Below are 18222 nucleotides of genomic sequence, written 5' to 3' on the forward strand. Positions count from 1 at the left end.
GTCTCGCGCGGCCAAACCCGGAGGACTTGAATTGAAACGACCCCCACGCTCACTGCGTTCGCTGCCCCCCGAGGGGGCGGTCAGACTCCTTGGGGCGGCCCGGCGGAGGCTGACATGACTGCGACGAAAGTGCACGTCCATCTGTTTTACGGCGCCGATCCGCGCACGTACCGCAAAGGTGACGACATCGGCTGCCTGTACGGCTATCACCACGCCGAATCGGACGAATTCACGCTGACCTATTCGCAGGACGCGCGCGAGAACCGCGTCGTCAGCGTCGCGCGCCGCGCGCTGAAGGCGGCGCTCGGCTTCGACGTCGTGCATGCGTGGCGCAACCGCGCCGCGCTGCTCAACACCGACGTGATCTGGACGCACACGGAGCAGGAACACCTCGCCGCGTCGCTGATCCTGAAGCTGGCGGGCCAGCAGGGCAGGCGCCCGCTGCTGCTCGCGCAGAGCGTGTGGCTGTACGACAGGTGGGGCGGCTACGGCCGCCTGCGCCGCTGGCTGTATCGCAAGCTGCTCGCGCGCGCCGACGTGCTGACGACGCTCGCGCGCGACAACGCGGAGCTGTGCCGCCGCTACCTGCGGCGCGATGCGCAGTTCGTTTATTACGGGCTCAGCACGCAGGATTTCCCGATCGTCGAGCCGCGGCAGTGGACGCCGAGCCGGCCGCTGCGCATCGCGGCGATCGGCAACGACCGCGATCGCGACTGGCGAACCTTCCTCGCCGCGTTCGGCGGCGACGAGCGCTACGACGTGCGGCTTGCGACGCGCCGGCGCGTGCCGCGCGAATGGCATGCGCCGAACGTGAAGATCGGCTCGGCGTCCGGGCTCGCGAAGCAGCACGAGCTGTATGCGTGGGCCGACGTGATCGTCGTGCCGCTGCGGCCGAACTTCCATGCGTCGGGCATCACGGTGATGCTCGAGGCGGCCGCGCTCGGCAAGCCGATGATCGTGTCCGACGTCGGCGGGCTGCGCGACTACTTCCCGCACGACACGGCCGCCTACGTGCCGCCGTTCGACGCGCGGGCGATGCGCCAGGCGGCCGATGGCCTGGCGGCGGACCCGCGCCGCGCGCTTGCGACCGCGCAGGCCGCGGCGGCGCGCTTGCGCGAGCGTGACCTGACGACGCAGGCGTTCGCCGCGCAGCACGTGCGGATCACGCGCGAGCTGCTGCGCCAGCGCCGCACGCCGGCGGCGGCCGGCCTGGCGCTGCCGCTCGCGGATTCCCGTCCGTCGTCGTCGCGATGAGCACGGGTGCGATGAGTACATCGATCGCCGCCGACGAACCGTCCCGCGCGCACCGCTGGCTTGCCGACCCGAAGCACTGGGCCGGGCAGGCCGGGCTGTGGACCGTCACGGCCGCGCTGATCGCCGCGCACCAGGGCAAGGTGCTGACGCTCGCGTTTCCGGTGCTGGCCATCGCGGTCGGCATCTGGCTGTATTTCAAGAGCCCGGCGCGCTATGTCGGCTTCATGTGGTGGGTGTGGTTCCTGAGCCCCGAGGTGCGGCGGCTGGCCGACTGGTCGAAGGGCGCGTTCACGCCGACCAGCCTGATCCAGGTCGCGCCGCTCGCGGTGACGATGATCGCCGGGTTCGGGTTGCTCAGGCATTACCGCGTGCTCGCGCAGCGGCGCGGGATTCCCGTGCTGCTGATGCTGTTCGGGCTGACCTACGCGTATCTGGTCGGCGTCGTGTCGAGCGGCGTGATGGCCGCGACCTACGACCTCGCGAACTGGGTGTACCCGGTGCTGATCGGCTTTCACATCATGGTCAATGCGCGCGACTACCCCGAGTACCGCGACGTGCTGCTGTCCACGTTCATGTGGGGCATGCTCGTGATGGGCGCATACGGCGTCGTGCAGTACTTCCTGATGCCGCAGTGGGACGTGCTGTGGATGATCGGCTCGCAGATGGGTTCGCAGGGCGAGCCCGTGCCGTATGGCGTGCGGGTATTCAGCACGATGAACTCGTCCGGGCCGTTCGCGTTCGCGATCATGGGCGCGCTGGTGTTCGTGTTCGCGGCGCCGCAGAAGATCCGCTGGTTCGCGGGGGCGGCCGGCTTCATCTCGTTCGCGCTGTGTCTGGTGCGTTCGACGTGGGGCGGCTGGGTGATCGCGCTCGCGATCCAGCTCGTGCAGTCGAGCAACCGCGTGCGGATGCGGATCCTCATCAGCGGCGTCGTGCTGGTCGGCCTGTGCGTGCCGCTGCTGACCGTCGGGCCGGTGGCCGACCGCCTCGGCGCGCGCCTGCAGTCGATCACGAACCTGAAGGACGACCGCAGCTACGACGACCGCAACAAGTTCTACGCGACCTTCGCGCAAACGGCGTTCACCGACGTGGCCGGCGAAGGGATGGGCGCGACCGGCGCGTCGACCAAGCTGTCGAGCGACAGCGGCGAGCTCGGCAAGTACGGCAGTTTCGACAGCGGCGTGATGAACGTGCCGTTCGTGCTCGGCTGGCCCGGCACGCTGCTGTACCTCGCCGGCGTCGCGATGCTGTTCGGCCGCACGCTGCGCGCGGCGTTCAAGCTGCGCAAGGACAAGTTCGTCGGCGCCTGCCTGAGCCTGTGCCTGTCGACGTTCGCGATGCTCGTGTTCACGAATTCGCTGATCGGCACGGGCGGCCTGCTGATGTTCACAGCCATTTTTTCGATTCTTTCCGCGGCGCACTGGCAAAAGGCCCAGCGCCAGTTGTCCGCCGCGACCTTAACGGGAGCCGACCATTGAGAATCGCGATCGTCACGCATGTCGTGCGTCATAACGACGGGCAGGGCCGCGTCAACTACGAGATCGCCCGCGCGGCGCTGGCCGAGGACTACGAGGTGACGCTCGTCGCGTCGCACGTCGCGCCCGAGCTGCTCGCGAACCACCGGGTGCGCTGGGTGCCCGTGAAGGTCGGCCGCTTCTGGCCGTCGAACCTCGTCAAGCAGCAGGTGTTCGCGCTGAAGAGCGCGCGGTGGCTGCGCGCGCATCGCGCCGAATACGACGTGCTGCACGTCAACGGCTTCATCTCGTGGATCAAGGCCGACGTGAACACCGCGCACTTCGTGCACGGCGGCTGGTTCAAGAGTCCGTATTATCCGTTCGGGCTGACCAAGGGCCTGTGGTCCGCCTACCAGTACGTCTACACGCGCGTGAACACCGCGCTCGAACGCTGGGCGTACCGGCGCTCGCGCGCGATCACCGCGGTGTCGCAGAAGGTCGCCGACGAGATCCGCGGGCTCGGCATCGACGGCGGCAAGATCAGCGTGATCTACAACGGCGTCGACGCCGGCGCGTTCGCGGATGCGCAGCCCGACCGCGCGGCGTTCGCGCTGCCGGCCGATCCGTTCCTGCTGCTGTTCGTCGGCGACCTGCGCACGCCGCGCAAGAACCTCGGCACCGTGCTGAAGGCGCTGACGAAGCTGCCGGAGAACGTGCATCTCGCGGTCGCGGGCTACCTGCCCGGCAGCCCGTATCCGGACGAGGCGCGCGCGCTAGGGATCGCCAAGCGCGTGCACTTCCTCGGGCTCGTCAAGAACATGCCGACGCTGATGCGCTCGGTCGACGCGTACGTGTTTCCGTCGCGCTACGAGGCGATGAGCCTGTCGCTGCTCGAGGCGATGGCGGCCGGCCTGCCGGTCGTCACCGCGCGCACCGCGGGCGGCGCCGAGATCATCACGCGCGAGTGCGGGATCGTGCTCGACGATCCCGACGATCCGGCCGCGCTCGCGCAGGCGATCGGCGCGCTCGCCGCGTCGCGCGACGCCTGCCGCGCGATGGGCGCGGCGGCGCGCGACCTGATGTCCCGTTTCGGCTGGGCGCACATGGGCGCCCAGTATGTCGCGCTTTATCGGCGCATCGGCCAACCCTCGCAGCCGACCGCCTTCGGGCACGTCGAGCATGCGGTCACGCAGGAGCAATCGTGATGTCTCATTCCACCCGGCCGATCAAATCGCTGCAGATCGGCATGCACTGGTTTCCCGAACGTGCAGGCGGCCTCGACCGGATGTACTACTCGCTCGTCGGCGCGCTGCCCGGCGCGGGCGTCACGGTGCGCGGGCTCGTCGCGGGTTCCGAGCAGGTCGCGAACGACACCGGCGGCGCGATCCGCGGCTTCGGCCCGGCCGAGCAGCCGCTCGCGCGCCGGATGCTGGCCGCGCGCCGCGCGTTGCGCGAAGTGATCCGCACCGAGCGGCCCGACGTGATCTCGTCGCATTTCGCGCTCTATACGTTCCCCGGCCTCGACGTCACGCGCGGGATTCCGCAGGTGTCGCATTTCCAGGGGCCGTGGGCCGACGAGAGCCAGGTCGAGGGCGCCGCGTCGCTCGGGCAGCGCGCGAAGCGCTATCTCGAGCATGCCGTGTATGTGCGCTCGTCGCGGCTGATCGTGCTGTCGCAGGCGTTCGGCCAGATCCTGACGAGCCGCTACGATATCGATCCGGAACGCGTGCGCGTGATCCCGGGCTGCGTCGACACCGCGCAGTTCGACACGCCGCTCGCGCCCGCCGAGGCGCGGCACCGGCTGCAGCTGCCGCAGGACCGGCCGATCGTGCTCGCGGTGCGGCGGCTCGTGCGGCGCATGGGGCTCGAGGACCTGATCGACGCGATCGGCCTCGTCAAGCGCCGCCATCCGGACGTGCTGCTGCTGATCGCCGGTAAGGGCAAGCTCGCCGAGGAGCTGCAGCAGCGGATCGACGCGGCGGGGCTGCAGGACAACGTGAAGCTGCTCGGCTTCGTGCCCGACCATCATCTCGCGACGCTGTATCGCGCGGCGACGGTCAGCGTCGTGCCGACGGTCGCGCTCGAAGGCTTCGGGCTGATCACCGTCGAATCGCTCGCGTCCGGCACGCCGGTGCTGGTCACGCCGGTCGGCGGGCTGCCGGAGGCGGTCGCCGGGCTGTCCGACGACCTGGTGCTGCCGTCGACGGGCGCGGACGCGATCGCGGAAGGGCTCGGCGCGGCGCTGTCGGGCGCGATCACGCTGCCGGACGAACGCGCGTGCAAGCGCTATGCGCGCGATCACTTCGACAACGCGGTGATCGCGCGGCGCGTCGCCGGCGTCTACGACGAGGCGATCCAGGCCGGTTGAGCGCCGCTGCGCGCGTCGTCAGCGCGCGCGTTTCAGCGTCGCCGCCCAGAACGCGAGCGCGGCGAGGCTGACCGCCGCACCGAGCATGCACACGCCGGCCCAGCCGGCGCGTGCATACACCAGCGTCGACGCGATCGCGCCGAGCCCGCTGCCGACCGAATAGAACAGCATGTAGCAGCCGACGAGGCGCGCGTGCGCATCCGGGCGCGCGCCGAGAATCATGCTCTGGTTGACGACGTGAATCGCCTGCCCGCCGATGTCGAGCAGCACGATGCCGACGATCAGCAGCGGAAGCGACGACGTCGTGAACGCGAGCGGCAGCCACGACGCGACGAGCAGCACCAGCGCCGCGCCGGTCGTCGCCTGGCCGAGGCCGCGATCGGCGAGCCGTCCCGCGCGCGCGGCGGCCGCCGCGCCCAACGCGCCGACGAGGCCGAACGCGCCGATGGCCGTATGCGACATCGCATGCGGCGGCGCGCTGAGCGGCAGCACCAGCGCGCTCCAGAAGATGCTGAACGCCGCGAACATCAGCAGCGCGAGCATGCCGCGCACCTGCAGCACGCGATCGCGGCGCAGCAAGGATCCCATCGATGCCAGCAACGCCGCGTAGCCGATGCGGGCTTGCGGTGCGCGCGCGTCGGGCAGCAGCCGCGACAGCACGACCCCCATCGCGATCGCGATCGCCGCCGACGCGAGATAGACGGCGCGCCAGCCGGCGAGATCGGTCACGAGGCCGGCCACCGAGCGCGCGATCAGCAGCCCGATCACGACGCCGCCCTGCGCGGCGCCGACCACGCGCCCGCGCTCGCCGTCGCCCGCGAGCGCCGCCGCGCAGGCGATCAGGCCCTGGGTCATCGCGGTGCCGAGCAGCCCGACGCCGGCCATGCCGGCCAGCAACCCGACGCGGGACGACGATGCGGCGACGCCGATGCACGCGGCCGCCAGCAGCGCCAGCTGCACGGCGAGCAGCCGCTTGCGGTTCAGCAGGTCGCCGAGCGGCACGACGAACAGCAGCGCGAGCGCGCAGCCGAGCTGCGTCGCGGTGATGACGCCGCCGACTTCGGCATGCGGAATCGCGAAGTCGCGCGCGATCGAATCGAGCAGCGGCTGCGCGTAGTAGACGTTCGCGACGCTCGCCGCGCAGCAGACGGCCAGCAGCGCGACGCGCGCGGTCGACAGGCGGGCGCCGGCGGCAGCGTCGTCGGGCGCGGGGCGGGCCGTCGCTGAAGTGACGGAAGTATCCATCGTTGCTCCTCATGCAATGTAGTTGCAATTTAAAACTGGTGTGAGTGTAGGAAAAGAAGTTTTAAAATGCAACTTGTTGACGTGTGAGCGGAGGAACGGATGGCCAAGCAGAAAAGTCTCGCGGATTCGCCATGCCCGGTGGCGCGGGCGACCGACATCGTCGGCGATCGGTGGGCGCTCCTGATCGTGCGCGACGCGTTCGACGGCGTGCGCCGCTTCGGCGATTTCCGCGCGAGTCTCGGCGTGGCGAGCAACATCCTGTCGGACCGGCTCAGGATGCTGGTGGAGGCCGGCGTGTTCGAGGTCGTGCCGGCGTCGGACGGCACCGCGTACCAGGAGTACGCGCTGACGAAGAAGGGCGAGGGGCTGTTTCCGGTGATCGTGATGCTGCGCCAGTGGGGCGAAGCGAACCTGTTCGCGCGCGGCGAGCCGCATTCGGTGCTGGTCGACCGCAACACCGGCCGCGCGATCCGCAAGCTGGCGCTGCGTCACGACGACGGCCGGCCGCTGAAGGCGGCGGAGACGGTCGTCAGGAAGGTCGGCGGCGACGGCCAGGCCCGATGACATCGTCGTCAAATCGACTGTCGCGGTCCCGGCTGACCTGAAATGTCGTCGTCGCGCCGATGTCGTAAGACGCACGTACGCACGAAGTTTCACGCTGGCGCGAAGTGTCGATACGTCGTCAGGGGCGGGGTCGATGGAGAACGAGGCGCCGCGATTTATCCGCAGTTTCTACGCCACGCCAACGCGCGAATCAGCCGCTCAATGACGATCGCCGCGCCAGCGGCCCGGCGCGACGCCGAACCGCTTCGTGAACGCATGCGTGAACGCGCTCTGGTCGGCGAAGCCGACCTGCCCGGCGATGTCCGCGAGCGGGTGCCGGCCGTCGGCGAGCAGGATCACCGCCGCGTCGAGACGCAGCCGCTGCAGGTAGCGGTGCGGGGTTTCGCCGAACGCGTCGACGAACAGCTGATGGAACCGGCGCATTCCGTAGCCGCAATGCGCGGCCAGATCGGCGATGCGCAGCGGCTCGGCGAGCCGCGCGCGCAGCCACTGGTCGATGCGCGCGAAATCGAGGCCCGCCGCGGGCGCTGCCGCTGCAAGGCCGCTGTCGCCGAGCAGTGCGCCGCACAGCCGCGCGGCGGCCTGCCACTGGAAACGATGCGCGGCCGCGCGCTGCGCGTCGCCGGCCGGATCGTCGAGCTGTGCGGCGGCGGCCGCGACCCGCGCGACCAGCGCCGTCAGGCCCGGATCGATCGACACGGCGCGCGCGCCGTCGAACAGCCGCTGCGGCACCGCGAGCGACGACGCGGGCAGGTCGAGCACGAGCTGGCGGTTCTCGCCGAGGCCCGCGTAATCGTGGCGTGAACCGGCCGGAATCAGCCACGCGGCATGCCGGTCGATGCGCTGGCCGACGCCGTCCACCGCCATCACCATCGCGCCGTCGACGCCGAGCACGACCTGGTGGAAGTCGTGCAGGTCCGACGCTTCCGACGCATCGTAGCGGCGCAGCGCAACGGTGGGGGACGCGACGCGTTCCATCGGGCGGACGGCGGATGGCGGTGCGTGGGGCGTCAGACGTCGAGCAGCTCGACCTCGAACACGAGCGTCGCGTTCGGCGGAATCACGCCGCCCGCGCCGCGCGGACCGTAGCCGAGTTGCGGCGGAATCGTCAGGCGGCGCACGCCGCCGACCTTCATGCCCTGCACGCCTTCGTCCCAGCCCTTGATGACCATGCCGCCGCCGAGCACGAACGCGAACGGGTCGTTGCGATCCTTGCTCGAATCGAATTTCTGGCCGTCGGTCAGCCAGCCGGTGTAATGCACGCTGACCGTCTGACCCGCTTGCGCTTCGGCGCCGGTGCCTTCGGTGAGATCTTCGTACTTGAGGCCCGTTTCGGTCGTGATGACTGCCATGACTGCTCCTGAATGGGGTTGGGTAAAACCGCTATTGTAGGCGAGCGGACGCCGCGCCGCCGCGCGCGCGGGCAGGGCGTCCGTGCGTGGTCGGCGGTTCCCTCGCCGCCGTGTGCCGGCACGGCGCTCGACGGGCCCGTTTGAATCGATCCGGATCGATCGGCGGCCGCATGGCCCGCATCGCGGCGCACGGCCGGGGCGCGCGTATGAATCCGGTTCCGCATGGGCGCGTGCATCCCTTGCGGCGCCTGCGCGAGCCGTCCGGCGACGCCGGATCGCGTTCGAATGCCACGGTCGATGCACGCCGTTTCGGCGCCGTCTTTTTCGTCGTTTGCGCCGCAAGGTGTTTGGAAGCGCGCGTCTACCGCGCGGCTTGCGTGTGCGCGTCGCCGCGACCTATCTTTACATTTGTCAATGTCAAGATTTTCGATATCGTGGACCGGCCTGGAACGGCATGGCACGAGACCCGTGCACGAAGCATGGGACAGGAGACGAACCAACATGAAATCAGCCGCTTCCGCCACCGCGGCCAACGTGATGCCGGTGCGCCGCGACCTGCGTTTCGACCTGCCGGTCGAGCGCGCGAAGGACTGGCACGGCAAGGGGCCGCACGTCACCCATTTCTTCAACGCGCTGTCGCTGCTGTTTCCGGCGGGCGAGCGCTTCTTCATGGATTCGGTGCGCCATTACCGCGACCGCATCGACGATCCGGTGCTCAAGCGCCAGGTGCTCGGCTTCATCGGCCAGGAGGCGATGCACACGCGCGAGCACGTCGAATACAACGAGCTGCTGCAGGCGAACCGGCTGCCGGCGCGCAAGCTCGACAAGCGCGTCTGGGTGGTGCTCGACTACCTGAAGCGCACGCTGCCGCATTCGGTGCAGCTTGCGCACACGGTCGCCGCCGAGCATTTCACCGCGATGCTCGCCGACTGGATCCTGCGCGACCCGTCGCGGCTGGCCGGCTCGGTCGACGGCTACCGGCAGATGTGGGTCTGGCATGCGCTCGAGGAAACCGAGCACAAGTCGGTGTCGTTCGATGTGTGGAACACGGTGATGAAGCCGGGCCCGTGGCGCTACTTCGTGCGCATCGGCGTGTTCCTTGCGACGACGCTGACGTTCTGGCCGACGGTGTACCTGATGCACCGCGCGCTGCTGCGGCGCGACCCCGCCGCCCGGCGCCACCGTGTGCGCGGGACGCTGAGCATGATCGCGTTCCTGTACGGGCCGCGCCACGGGTTGTTTCCGCGCATCGCGCGCGAATGGCTGAGCTTCCTGCGGCCCGGTTTCCATCCGTGGGATCACGACAACCGCCACCATCTCGCCCGCGTCGACGCGCTCGTCGCCGCGTACGGGGAGCACGACGACACCTCGCCCGGCCGTGGCCGCGCGAACGCGCTCGCGCCGCTGACGTCCGGGCGCTGACGTGCATTGACCGGCACTGGACCGCCGCGGGCGCCGTGTTGCGCCCGCACATCAGTCGGCTGCGTCTGACGATTGACCTCGGTCAATCGTCGCGATCCGCCCCCGATCGCATTCGCATGCGCCGGATCAGACCCGAAATCGACGGTTGCCGGCCGGGCATGCCCGGCAGCAGCCGCCATGCCCGGCGTATCGCGGCCGGCGCCGGCTGCCGGCCCCGCGCCCCCGCACTCGTTTCCGACCCCCATGCCCGGCCCGCCTGCGCGCGGCGCCAGCCCGTTTTGCGGCGGCCGTGCCACCGGGATTACACCCATCTAGCCGCACCGTGCCGGCGCCGATATACCGCTTAAGGCAGGCTTCGAACCGACGCAATTATCGCGCCGGGGTATTTTATTCAGACGGAAATACGGCGAATATGTCGGTTCGATCGTCTGGTCTGTCGCGCGCCACGGCGGCGAGCCGAAGCGCGATACCAACGCAGAGCGGGGAACAACGATGGTGTCAAAGTCACCCGATGCAACCAGGGGAGCGGCGTCCGCTGCATCCGACGCGTCGCCGGTATCCATCACCGCGCCCGAGGCCGGGCGCAAGCTGTTCGTGATCGCGAAGTCGCCCGACGAGCCGCTGCTCGCGCAGCTGCGCTCGCTCGGCTGGGAGATCTCGATTGCGAAGTCGGCCGGCGCCGCGCAGAACATGACGTCCAGCGCGGGCGTCGCGGCGGGGCTGATCGATTTCACCGGCTTCACGTCGCGCGATTTCCCCGCGCTGAAGGCGTGCCTGAGCCTGCCGGCGATCGGCTGGATCTCGGTCGCGCAGGCCGGCGTGACGATCGGCCAGGCGGTGCGCGAGCTGATCCGCAGCTATTGTTTCGATTATGTGACGCTGCCGCTGCCCTACGAATGGATCTCGCACGTGCTCGGCCATGCGCGCGGCATGGCGGCGCTCGATCGCGTCGACGGCGCGGCCTATGCGGCGGCGATCGGCGAGCACGGGATGATCGGCAACTGCGAGCCGATGCAGCAGCTGTTCAGCACGATCCGCAAGGTCGCGAAGACCGACGCGAGCGTGTTCATCTCCGGCGAATCCGGCACCGGCAAGGAGCTCACCGCGCTCGCGATCCACGAGCGTTCCGCGCGCGCCAAGGGGCCGTTCGTCGCGATCAACTGCGGCGCGATCCCGCACCACCTGCTGCAATCGGAGCTGTTCGGCTACGAGCGCGGCGCGTTCACCGGCGCGAGCCAGCGGCGCGCCGGGCGGATCGAGTCGGCCGATGGCGGCACGCTGTTCCTCGACGAGATCGGCGACATGCCGCTCGAGAGCCAGGCGAGCATGCTGCGCTTCCTGCAGGAGGGCAAGATCGAACGGCTCGGCGGCCAGGAATCGATTCCGGTCGACGTGCGGATCGTGTCGGCGACGCACGTGGATCTCGACGGCGCGGTCGAGTCCGGGCGGTTCCGCTCGGACCTCTATCACCGGCTGTGCGTGCTGCGCATCCACGAGCCGCCGCTGCGCGCGCGCGGCAAGGACATCGACATCCTCGCGCATTTCGTGCTGCAGAAATACAAGGCGGACAGCGGCCGCAAGATCAGCGGCTTCACGTCGGCCGCGCTCGACGCGATGCGGCGCTACGAGTGGCCGGGCAACGTGCGCGAGCTGATCAACCGCGTGCGGCGCGGCATCGTGATGGCCGAGAGCCGGCTGCTGACGCCGCACGACCTCGGGCTCGAGGCCCCGGGCGATGCCGAGCCCGTGACGCTCGAGCAGGCGCGCGCGCTGGCGGAGCGCACCGCGATCGAGAACGCGCTGCTGCGCAACGATCACCGGATCAACAAGGCGGCCGCCGAACTCGGCATTTCGCGCGTGACGCTGTACCGGATGATGATCGAGCACGGGCTGAGCGATCACGACAACGGCAACGGCGGCGCGCCGACGGAGCCGCCGTCAGGCGACGAGAGCCACCGCCGGGTCGGTTGAACGGCTGCGGCGGCAACGCCGGGCGGCGCGCATCGGGCATGCAGGCTCTAGCGATAAGTCCACAGCCGGTGCAGCACGAACGTGACCGGCGGCACGAACAGCACGACCGCGACGATGCTCCATCCGGCGGCGAGGCCGAGCGCCTCGGTGCCGCGCGCGAGCAGCATCGTCTCGACGAGCCCGGACACCGCGACCGCGAGGAAGCGCACGAAGTTGCTCCATTGCACGGTCGACGAGAAACTCCATAGCGTGTTGGCGAGATACGAGAACACGGTCGCGCAGACGAACGCGACCGCGTTCGCGGTCACGGGCGTCGCATCGGCCAGCGCGAACATCGCCGACGCGACGAGCGCGTGGATCGCGGTCGAGCAGAGGCCCGACACGCCGAAGCGGACGAGCCGCGCGCGTTCGGCGGCGTAGAGGGCGCGAATCACCTGGGGCTCCATGGCAGTGTTCGATGCGCGGCGTTCAGTGCGCGGCGACGCGCTGACGCGTCATCGCGCGGCGGCGCGCAAGGTCGGCCCGCGCGGCGGCCGCCGCCTGGCGCAGCGAGTCGCGCGACACGGGCAGCGCCGTCACCTTGCTGCGCGCCTGGTAGCGGCGGCGCACGAGATAGACGGGCCGTTCCTTCGATTCGTAGTATATGCGGCCGATATATTCGCCGACGACGCCGATGCCGATCAGCTCGATGCCGCTGATGAACAGCATCGCCGAGATCAGCGACGCATAGCCGGGCACCGGGTTGCCGAACATGAGCGTGCGCGCGACGATGAACGAGCCATACACGAACGCGAGCGCGGCGATGCCGAGCCCGATGTAGGTCCAGCTGCGCAGCGGCACCGTGCTGAAGCTCGTGATGCCCTCGAGCGCGAAATTCCACAGCTTCCAGCCGGAGAACTTCGACTTGCCGGCGCTGCGCGCCTCGCGCTCGTAGTCGACGATCACGGTGCGAAAGCCCACCCACGCGAACAGGCCCTTCATGAAGCGGCGCCGCTCCGGCAGGCTGCGCAGCGCGTTGACGACCTGGCGGTCCATCAGCCGGAAATCGCCGACGTTTTCCGGCAGCTTCACTTCCGACAGCGCGTTGTGCACGCGGTAGTAGAGGCCCGCGGCGGTCCGCTTCGCGAACGAATCGCAAGCGCGGTTGGTGCGCCGCGCGGCGACGACTTCCGCGCCGTTGCGCCAGTGCTCGATCATCACCGGGATCAGGCTCGGCGGGTCCTGCAGGTCCGCGTCGATCGGAATCACCGCGTCGCCGACCGCTTCGTCGATACCCGCCGTGAGGGCCGCTTCCTTGCCAAAATTGCGCGTCAGGTCGATCACGCGCACGCGGCGGTCCTTCGCGCCGATCGCGATCAGGCGGTCGAGCGTGTCGTCGCGGCTGCCGTCGTTGACACACACGATCTCGAAGCGAATCCCGTCGATTCCCGCCATCAGCGGAATCACGACGTCGAAGAAGTGCCCGACGGCCTCGCCTTCGTTGTAGAACGGCACGACCAACGAGACGAGCGGTGTATGAAGGTGAGCCCGCATGACGTTTCCCCTGTGATTGCCGCTTCGGTGCCGGCTGCCGAACGGCAGCGGCCGGGCGGTCGAATGAATATCAATGTCAATGAAGCCGCGGCGCCGCGTGGCGCGGCCGCACGGCGTGCGTGAAATCGGTGTCGGTCGCGCTGTCGTGCGCGTCCGGCATGCATGGCGCGTCGTGGCGCTCGTGCGCGATGCGCGCGACGAGCAGCAGCAGCGACACGGCCGTGACGAGCGGCATGAACTGCACGTGCAGATGCGCGACGACGAGGCTCGCCAGCGGCGCCGCCCACATCAGCGCGAGCCATTCGCGGTCGAAGCGCCGCCAGCCGAACGCGAATGCGTGACGCGCGTACCACGCGATCACGATGCCGTACCACGCGAGATCGCAGTCGATCAGCGACGGGCCGGCCAACAGGCTCGCGCAGGCGAGCGTCGCGGCGCGCAGCGCGTAGGTGCAGCTGCCGCGCCACGCGTAGACGACGGCCGCCGCCGCGCACACGATCGACACGGCCTGCAGCGTCTGCGCGACGAACGGCGGCCAGCCGGCCAGCACCGCCATCGCCTGCGCGGTCGGCATGCGTGCGAGCAGCGTGGGGGCGGCGCCGGCCGCCCGGCGCGCGTCGTCGATCGCCTGCGCGAACGCGAGCCACGCGTCCGGGCCGAGCGCGAGCGTCGCGAGCGCGGCGATGCCGGCGACGGTCGCGGCCCACGCGGCGAGCGCGCGCCATTGCGCGGCGCACAGCAGCGCGAGCGGGAACAGCGCGGCGAGCTGCGGCTTCATGCTCAGCAGCCCGAAGCAGATGCCGGCGGCGATCGGGCGCCGCTGCAGCAGCAACAGCCCGAAACCGGCGAGCGACGCGGTGACGAGCGCGTCCTGCCCGATGAGGGTCGCGAGGAACGCGCCGGGGAACGCCCACGCACACAGCGCTGCGGACCGGCGCTGCACGATCAGGCGGCTCACGGCGACGAACAGCGCATACGCGCCGCCGAGCCACAGGATGGCCGCGAGCGTGTAGGGCAGCCAGCCGAGCGGCGTCGCCATCCACAGTGTGCCGGGCGGGTAGAGCCACGGCATCGCGGCCGACGCGCCGTGCAGCGACGGAATCGCGTGCGCCTCGACCGCGCGCAGCGCCGCGCCGCGCCATGCGTCGAGCGCGTGCCCGTGCGCGGCGAGCCACGCGGCGCTCCAGGCCGGCGCGAAATCGGACGCGGGCGGTGTCAGCGAGTCGCCGTGCGGGCCCAGCAGGCGCACGACGTAGATCCCGGCGAACAGCAGGTAGCAGCACAGCGCGACGTGCGCATACGCGCGCACGCGGCGCAGCGTGAGCCAGTGGGGCCGGCGGCGCGGGCCGGCCGCCGGCAGTTCGGGATGCGCATCGAAGGCGGGCAGCGCGTCGCGGCCGGAGTGATGGAGCTGCATCATGCGGCTCCCGGCGCGAGCGACGCGCGGCGCAACACGACGAACAGCAGGCTCAGCAGCACGACCGGGCCGAATTGCGGCAGCAGCAGCAGGCGGTTGACGAACTCGAACGCGGGCAGCAGCCACGCCAGCACGACCACGGGCTGGTCGCCGGGCAGCCAGCCTTCGTCGAGGCCGTAGGCGACGACGCAGAACACCGCGATGCCGAGCCACGGCAGTTCGTAATGCCACAGGTACGGCGACATCAGCAGCGTCGCGGTCGCGAGCGCCGCGCCGCGCAGGCGCATGTCGCGCGTGTTGCGCCACACGGCGACCGCGGCCGTCGCGGCGAGCAGCGCGATCGCGGCCTGCGCCGCGTACGCGACCGGCAGCGTCGCGCCGGCGAGCCGCAGCGCCGCGAACGGCGACGGCGACACCTGCCAGTACGTCGCGCCGTACTCGACGATCATCTCGCGCGCCATCGACATCCCGCTCGCGAAGCCGCGCAGCGCGGCGCCGCCGCCGAGCGCGACGCTGGCCGCGGCGAACAGCGCGGTGCCGGCCGCGGCGGCGGCGAACGCCCGCCACGCGCGCGTCGCGATCAGCACGAGCGGAAACAGCACGGCGAGTTGCGGCTTGATCGCGAGCAGGCTGACGAGCAGGCCGGCGACGACCGGCCGCCGTTCGAGATGGCGCAGCGCGAACGCCGCGATGCCGGCGGTGAGCAGGCCGTTCTGGCCGCTCGCGATCGCGATGAACACGCCGGGGAACGCCAGCACCGCGAGCGCGACGGCGCGCGGTCGCGCGAGGTGCGCGCGCAGCCCGGACAGGGCGGCGACGCCTCGCGCATAGCATAGAAAGCTGCCCGCGAAAAAGAGCACGAATGCGGGCAGAAACGGCACGAAAGCGAGCGGCACGACGAACAGCAGCATCGTCGGCGGATACAGCCACGGCAGGAAACCGTGATGCAGGTACGCGCCGAACCGCAGCTGTTCGGCTTGCGTGAAGAGCTTGAAGTCGTAGATCGTGCCGACCTGTCCGTGCAGGATCAGGTCGGAGGCCGTCCAGAACACCGTGAAGTCGACGCCCGGGCGCACCGATGTGTCGGTGCTGAAGCCGTGCGTCGTCCAGGCCCATGCGCCCAGCGTGAGCGCGATGAGCAACAGCATCGCGCAGCTGTACGGCACGATCCGGTCGGCCGTCAGCCACTGTGTGCTGCGCAGCGCGCGCCAGCGCGCTCCCCGATTTGCTACGTACATGATGCCCCGCCTGCAGGTGGGGGCTGCGTCGTCGACGCAGCCGGTTGGTATCGTGTGGTCTCGCACGGACTTCGAAGCGTGTTCGCTTTCTGGCAGCGTCCGGCCATTCCATTGATAGAAAAAAACGCCCGGCGATGCAAATCGCCCCAGGTTTAACCGTGTGTTTAAAAAAGCAGAATCCGGCAAAAACGGGCCGGCGGCGGGTGCGGAACGGGGCGAATCGGGCTTCGGTGTTGCGGACCTGAAACATTTCGCGTGGCCGGCCGATGCAAACCTGCACACGGGCCGTCGTGCCCGCGGGGCCGGTGCGATCCGGGAAAATCCCGAGAAAATTTTTTGAGCCTTGTCCGGCGGGGCTCTGCGCGGGTTGCGCGGCCGCGCGCGGCGGCGCGGATGTATCAGAAGCGTAACTTCCGGCAGGCCGCGCCACCCCCGTTCGCCAGCCGCTCGACCCGAACCCCTTGTCCGGACGGGATCCGGCGCAGGCTGGCCCGCTCTTTGCGATAGCTGACTCGCGGAAGTCGACGACGCGACGTCCGGCCGATCCAGACATCGACTACACCAGGATCGACGCCGGCGCCGCCCACGGGGTTGGAGTCCGGAGCCAGGCGGAACAGCGCCGCATCCGGTCTCACTGGGCAAGTCGCCGTCTGAACAGCGGGGCGCCGGTATCGTCCGGTCGCCAGAACAAAGCGCAGGAACGAAGTCGGGGGTAACAAAAATGATTGACCAAGCCATGCCGCGGCTCGCGAGCCGCCAACGCAGCGCAACGGCACAACGCCGTGCGACTGCGCTTCATTCGTCCGGCCGGCGTGCGTCGACCGGCCTCCAGTCCGCCTCGGGCGGCAAGCGCATCCGGCAGATCGCCACGCATGCGCACCCGAGCCGCATTTCCTCGTCTGTCGAAACGGCCCGCAAGGGCATGTGCGCCCGCGCGCCCGTGCCGATGCGGCCGATCTTCACGTTCTGATTTTTTGCAGTGCCAGCAGCAGGCAGGTCCCCCGAGTCAATGGTGGCAAGGGGTTTTGTTTAGCTATCCGAAGGGAGAAAAGCCATGTCCAAGTTCGTTCAACAAGTTCAGAAGTTCGTCCGTGACGAAGACGGCGTGACCGCCATCGAGTACGGCCTGATCGCCGCATTGATTGCCGTCGTCATCATCGGCGCGGTGCGGATCGTCGGCCAGGATCTCAATGGTGTCTTTACGACGATCGGCAACGAACTGTGAACCCGCCGACGGGCGAGTTCACGGTTGATTCGCCCGTCATTCCTTCTATCCAACAGGTGATGTCTTCGGTACGCGATGAGGAGCATGTCATGAAGCAGACAGTCCTTGTGCAGCACTCCAGCGGGTTGCGTCAGCTGCTGGCCCGTGTCTGCCGCTCGAATTTCCTTCGGGACGACAGCGGCGTCACGGCGATCGAGTACGGCCTGATCGCCGCGTTGATCGCGGTGGTGATCATCGGCGCCGTGCAGCTCGTCGGCCAGGACCTGAACGGAGTGTTCACGACCATCGGCAACGAACTGTAGCGCACATGACATGGCGCGCGGTCTGGCGTCCGGGCTGGCCTGCCCGGACGTGTATCGGCAGACACGCCGCACATGTGCGACGGTCCGAGGACGGAACGAACGGAGATCGCCATGCAAACCGGAATCAAGGCGGTAATGAGATGGATCGACGACGAGGGCGGAGTCACGGCGATCGAGTACGCGCTGCTGGCGTCGCTGATCGCGATGGCCATCGTCGTTGCCGTGATGACGCTCGGCACGTCGCTCGGCGGTCTGTACCAGGACGTTGCGGCGCGCATCACGGCCGCGACCTGAATCTGAATCAACCAACCCACGCACGAAGAGGCCAGTCATGTTGCCAGTCATGCCGCCCCATCCGATTCCGCTGTGCGTCACGACGCTCGTGATCGTTGCGGCGAGCACGGACCTGACGTGCCGTCGCATCCCGAACCGGCTGCTCGCGGTCGGGCTCGGCGGTGCGCTGACCGCGCAGTGCGTGCTGCTCGGGCCCTGGGCCGGTGCGCTCGCATGGCTCGCCGGCGCCGCGACCGGGCTCGCGCTGCTGCTGCCGCTGTACCTGATGCACGGGATGGCGGCCGGCGACGTGAAGCTGATGCTGACGATCGGCGCCTGGGTCGGCCCCTCGCTCGCGGTCTGGATCGTGCTCGCGACCTTCGTCGCGGGTGGCGTCGGCGCGCTGGCGGTGGTGCTGTGGCGAGGCCGCGCGCGACAGCTGTTCTCGAACGTCCGCTACCTGCTCGCGCGCAGCGCGCTCAGGCAGCAGGGCATGGCGGCTGACATGCCGGCGCAGGTCGCGTCGGTGGGGGCGTTGCCGTACGGCGTCGCAATCGCCGCGGGCACGCTGGGGATGTTGTTCGCGGCCGCCGTGTAAGCGGGC

The 18222-nt window shown here is 69.6% G+C and carries 20 protein-coding genes; 13 read left to right on the top strand and 7 right to left on the bottom strand.

Features of this window, described 5'->3' with window-relative positions:
* Window positions 1-114 precede the first annotated feature (114 nt).
* From B7P44_RS22030 to B7P44_RS22045, 4 genes are read left to right on the top strand one after another with little or no spacing between them, the layout of a single operon-like run.
* Window positions 115-1254 (top strand): glycosyltransferase family 4 protein, encoded by a 1140-nt coding sequence (locus B7P44_RS22030; RefSeq protein WP_084908128.1) that lies wholly within the window; start codon window positions 115-117, stop codon window positions 1252-1254.
* A gap of 11 nt (window positions 1255-1265) precedes the next feature.
* Complete coding sequence (locus B7P44_RS22035; protein WP_084909961.1) at window positions 1266-2732, top strand: O-antigen ligase family protein; 1467 nt, start codon at window positions 1266-1268, stop codon at window positions 2730-2732.
* Window positions 2729-3913: a glycosyltransferase family 4 protein gene (locus tag B7P44_RS22040; RefSeq protein ID WP_084908129.1), complete on the top strand. Its 1185-nt coding sequence runs from the start codon at window positions 2729-2731 to the stop codon at window positions 3911-3913. The genes B7P44_RS22035 and B7P44_RS22040 overlap by 4 nt, the downstream gene beginning before the upstream one ends.
* Window positions 3913-5076, top strand: a complete 1164-nt coding sequence (locus tag B7P44_RS22045; RefSeq protein ID WP_084908130.1) for a glycosyltransferase family 4 protein — start codon at window positions 3913-3915, stop codon at window positions 5074-5076. The genes B7P44_RS22040 and B7P44_RS22045 overlap by 1 nt, the downstream gene beginning before the upstream one ends.
* An 18-nt stretch (window positions 5077-5094) precedes the next feature.
* Here B7P44_RS22045 and B7P44_RS22050 read toward each other — a convergent pair whose 3' ends face one another.
* On the bottom strand, window positions 5095-6321 hold the full coding sequence (locus tag B7P44_RS22050; RefSeq protein WP_084908131.1) for an MFS transporter: 1227 nt from the start codon (window positions 6319-6321) through the stop codon (window positions 5095-5097).
* A 99-nt stretch (window positions 6322-6420) separates the two neighbouring features.
* On the opposite strand from B7P44_RS22050, the gene B7P44_RS22055 reads away from it, so the two are divergent.
* Entirely contained in the window at window positions 6421-6885 is a 465-nt protein-coding gene (locus B7P44_RS22055; protein ID WP_084908132.1) for a winged helix-turn-helix transcriptional regulator, read from the top strand.
* 198 nt (window positions 6886-7083) lie between these two features.
* On the opposite strand, the gene B7P44_RS22060 is transcribed toward B7P44_RS22055, so the two are convergent.
* Together B7P44_RS22060 and B7P44_RS22065 are read right to left on the bottom strand one after the other, a co-directional pair.
* On the bottom strand, window positions 7084-7863 hold the full coding sequence (locus B7P44_RS22060) for an AraC family transcriptional regulator (protein ID WP_084908133.1): 780 nt from the start codon (window positions 7861-7863) through the stop codon (window positions 7084-7086).
* A 32-nt stretch (window positions 7864-7895) separates the two neighbouring features.
* On the bottom strand, window positions 7896-8237 hold the full coding sequence (locus B7P44_RS22065; protein WP_084908134.1) for an FKBP-type peptidyl-prolyl cis-trans isomerase: 342 nt from the start codon (window positions 8235-8237) through the stop codon (window positions 7896-7898).
* Between the two features lie 501 nt (window positions 8238-8738).
* On the opposite strand from B7P44_RS22065, the gene B7P44_RS22070 reads away from it, so the two are divergent.
* Both B7P44_RS22070 and B7P44_RS22075 read left to right on the top strand, forming a co-directional pair.
* Window positions 8739-9659 carry a metal-dependent hydrolase gene (locus tag B7P44_RS22070; RefSeq protein ID WP_084908135.1) on the top strand — a complete coding sequence of 307 codons (921 nt, stop codon included), beginning with the start codon at window positions 8739-8741 and terminating at the stop codon, window positions 9657-9659.
* A 492-nt stretch (window positions 9660-10151) separates the two neighbouring features.
* A complete protein-coding gene (locus B7P44_RS22075) occupies window positions 10152-11630 on the top strand; it encodes a sigma-54 dependent transcriptional regulator (protein WP_084908136.1) in 1479 nt (492 codons plus the stop codon).
* 47 nt (window positions 11631-11677) lie between these two features.
* Here the strand turns inward: B7P44_RS22075 and B7P44_RS22080 are convergent, their stop codons facing one another.
* From B7P44_RS22080 to B7P44_RS22095, 4 genes are all read right to left on the bottom strand, one after another.
* Entirely contained in the window at window positions 11678-12076 is a 399-nt protein-coding gene (locus tag B7P44_RS22080; RefSeq protein WP_084908137.1) for a GtrA family protein, read from the bottom strand.
* Window positions 12077-12098: 22 nt separating this feature from the next.
* The gene (locus B7P44_RS22085; protein WP_084908138.1) at window positions 12099-13163 is read right to left on the bottom strand and encodes a glycosyltransferase family 2 protein; all 1065 of its coding nucleotides are present in this window, start codon (window positions 13161-13163) and stop codon (window positions 12099-12101) included.
* Window positions 13164-13239: 76 nt separating this feature from the next.
* Window positions 13240-14580, bottom strand: a complete 1341-nt coding sequence (locus B7P44_RS22090) for a glycosyltransferase family 87 protein (protein WP_084909962.1) — start codon at window positions 14578-14580, stop codon at window positions 13240-13242.
* The gene (locus tag B7P44_RS22095; protein WP_084908139.1) at window positions 14580-15818 is read right to left on the bottom strand and encodes a glycosyltransferase family 87 protein; all 1239 of its coding nucleotides are present in this window, start codon (window positions 15816-15818) and stop codon (window positions 14580-14582) included. Before B7P44_RS22095 ends, B7P44_RS22090 begins: the two co-directional genes overlap by 1 nt.
* Window positions 15819-15978: 160 nt before the next feature.
* Here B7P44_RS22095 and B7P44_RS36580 point away from each other — a divergent pair, with 160 nt between their 5' ends.
* From B7P44_RS36580 to B7P44_RS22120, 6 genes are all read left to right on the top strand, one after another.
* Entirely contained in the window at window positions 15979-16158 is a 180-nt protein-coding gene (locus B7P44_RS36580; RefSeq protein ID WP_133117878.1) for a hypothetical protein, read from the top strand.
* A gap of 396 nt (window positions 16159-16554) precedes the next feature.
* A complete protein-coding gene (locus tag B7P44_RS22100) occupies window positions 16555-16788 on the top strand; it encodes a hypothetical protein (protein WP_231716811.1) in 234 nt (77 codons plus the stop codon).
* A gap of 84 nt (window positions 16789-16872) precedes the next feature.
* The gene (locus B7P44_RS22105) at window positions 16873-17043 is read left to right on the top strand and encodes a Flp family type IVb pilin (protein ID WP_084908141.1); all 171 of its coding nucleotides are present in this window, start codon (window positions 16873-16875) and stop codon (window positions 17041-17043) included.
* A gap of 89 nt (window positions 17044-17132) precedes the next feature.
* Window positions 17133-17345, top strand: coding sequence for a Flp family type IVb pilin (locus tag B7P44_RS22110; protein WP_084909963.1), 213 nt, complete (start codon window positions 17133-17135; stop codon window positions 17343-17345).
* A 111-nt stretch (window positions 17346-17456) separates the two neighbouring features.
* Window positions 17457-17639 (top strand): Flp family type IVb pilin, encoded by a 183-nt coding sequence (locus B7P44_RS22115; RefSeq protein ID WP_084908142.1) that lies wholly within the window; start codon window positions 17457-17459, stop codon window positions 17637-17639.
* Window positions 17640-17676: 37 nt separating this feature from the next.
* Window positions 17677-18216, top strand: a complete 540-nt coding sequence (locus B7P44_RS22120; protein WP_084908143.1) for an A24 family peptidase — start codon at window positions 17677-17679, stop codon at window positions 18214-18216.
* The last annotated feature ends 6 nt before the right edge of the window (window positions 18217-18222 follow it).

It is taken from the genome of Burkholderia ubonensis subsp. mesacidophila (genome assembly GCF_002097715.1).
GTDB lineage: Bacteria > Pseudomonadota > Gammaproteobacteria > Burkholderiales > Burkholderiaceae > Burkholderia > Burkholderia mesacidophila.

Bases quoted from the DNA above. Each gene is read 5' to 3' on its own strand.
- B7P44_RS22030 (WP_084908128.1), top strand. From the start codon at position 115: ATGACTGCGACGAAAGTGCACGTCCATCTGTTTTACGGCGCCGATCCG.
- B7P44_RS22035 (WP_084909961.1), top strand. From the start codon at position 1,266: ATGAGTACATCGATCGCCGCCGACGAACCGTCCCGCGCGCACCGCTGG.
- B7P44_RS22045 (WP_084908130.1), top strand. From the start codon at position 3,913: ATGTCTCATTCCACCCGGCCGATCAAATCGCTGCAGATCGGCATGCAC.
- B7P44_RS22050 (WP_084908131.1), bottom strand. From the start codon at position 6,321: ATGGATACTTCCGTCACTTCAGCGACGGCCCGCCCCGCGCCCGACGAC.
- B7P44_RS22055 (WP_084908132.1), top strand. From the start codon at position 6,421: ATGGCCAAGCAGAAAAGTCTCGCGGATTCGCCATGCCCGGTGGCGCGG.
- B7P44_RS22060 (WP_084908133.1), bottom strand. From the start codon at position 7,863: ATGGAACGCGTCGCGTCCCCCACCGTTGCGCTGCGCCGCTACGATGCG.
- B7P44_RS22065 (WP_084908134.1), bottom strand. From the start codon at position 8,237: ATGGCAGTCATCACGACCGAAACGGGCCTCAAGTACGAAGATCTCACC.
- B7P44_RS22070 (WP_084908135.1), top strand. From the start codon at position 8,739: ATGAAATCAGCCGCTTCCGCCACCGCGGCCAACGTGATGCCGGTGCGC.
- B7P44_RS22075 (WP_084908136.1), top strand. From the start codon at position 10,152: ATGGTGTCAAAGTCACCCGATGCAACCAGGGGAGCGGCGTCCGCTGCA.
- B7P44_RS22080 (WP_084908137.1), bottom strand. From the start codon at position 12,076: ATGGAGCCCCAGGTGATTCGCGCCCTCTACGCCGCCGAACGCGCGCGG.
- B7P44_RS22085 (WP_084908138.1), bottom strand. From the start codon at position 13,163: ATGCGGGCTCACCTTCATACACCGCTCGTCTCGTTGGTCGTGCCGTTC.
- B7P44_RS22090 (WP_084909962.1), bottom strand. From the start codon at position 14,580: ATGCAGCTCCATCACTCCGGCCGCGACGCGCTGCCCGCCTTCGATGCG.
- B7P44_RS22095 (WP_084908139.1), bottom strand. From the start codon at position 15,818: ATGTACGTAGCAAATCGGGGAGCGCGCTGGCGCGCGCTGCGCAGCACA.
- B7P44_RS22100 (WP_231716811.1), top strand. From the start codon at position 16,555: ATGCCGCGGCTCGCGAGCCGCCAACGCAGCGCAACGGCACAACGCCGT.
- B7P44_RS22105 (WP_084908141.1), top strand. From the start codon at position 16,873: ATGTCCAAGTTCGTTCAACAAGTTCAGAAGTTCGTCCGTGACGAAGAC.
- B7P44_RS22110 (WP_084909963.1), top strand. From the start codon at position 17,133: ATGAAGCAGACAGTCCTTGTGCAGCACTCCAGCGGGTTGCGTCAGCTG.
- B7P44_RS22115 (WP_084908142.1), top strand. From the start codon at position 17,457: ATGCAAACCGGAATCAAGGCGGTAATGAGATGGATCGACGACGAGGGC.
- B7P44_RS22120 (WP_084908143.1), top strand. From the start codon at position 17,677: ATGTTGCCAGTCATGCCGCCCCATCCGATTCCGCTGTGCGTCACGACG.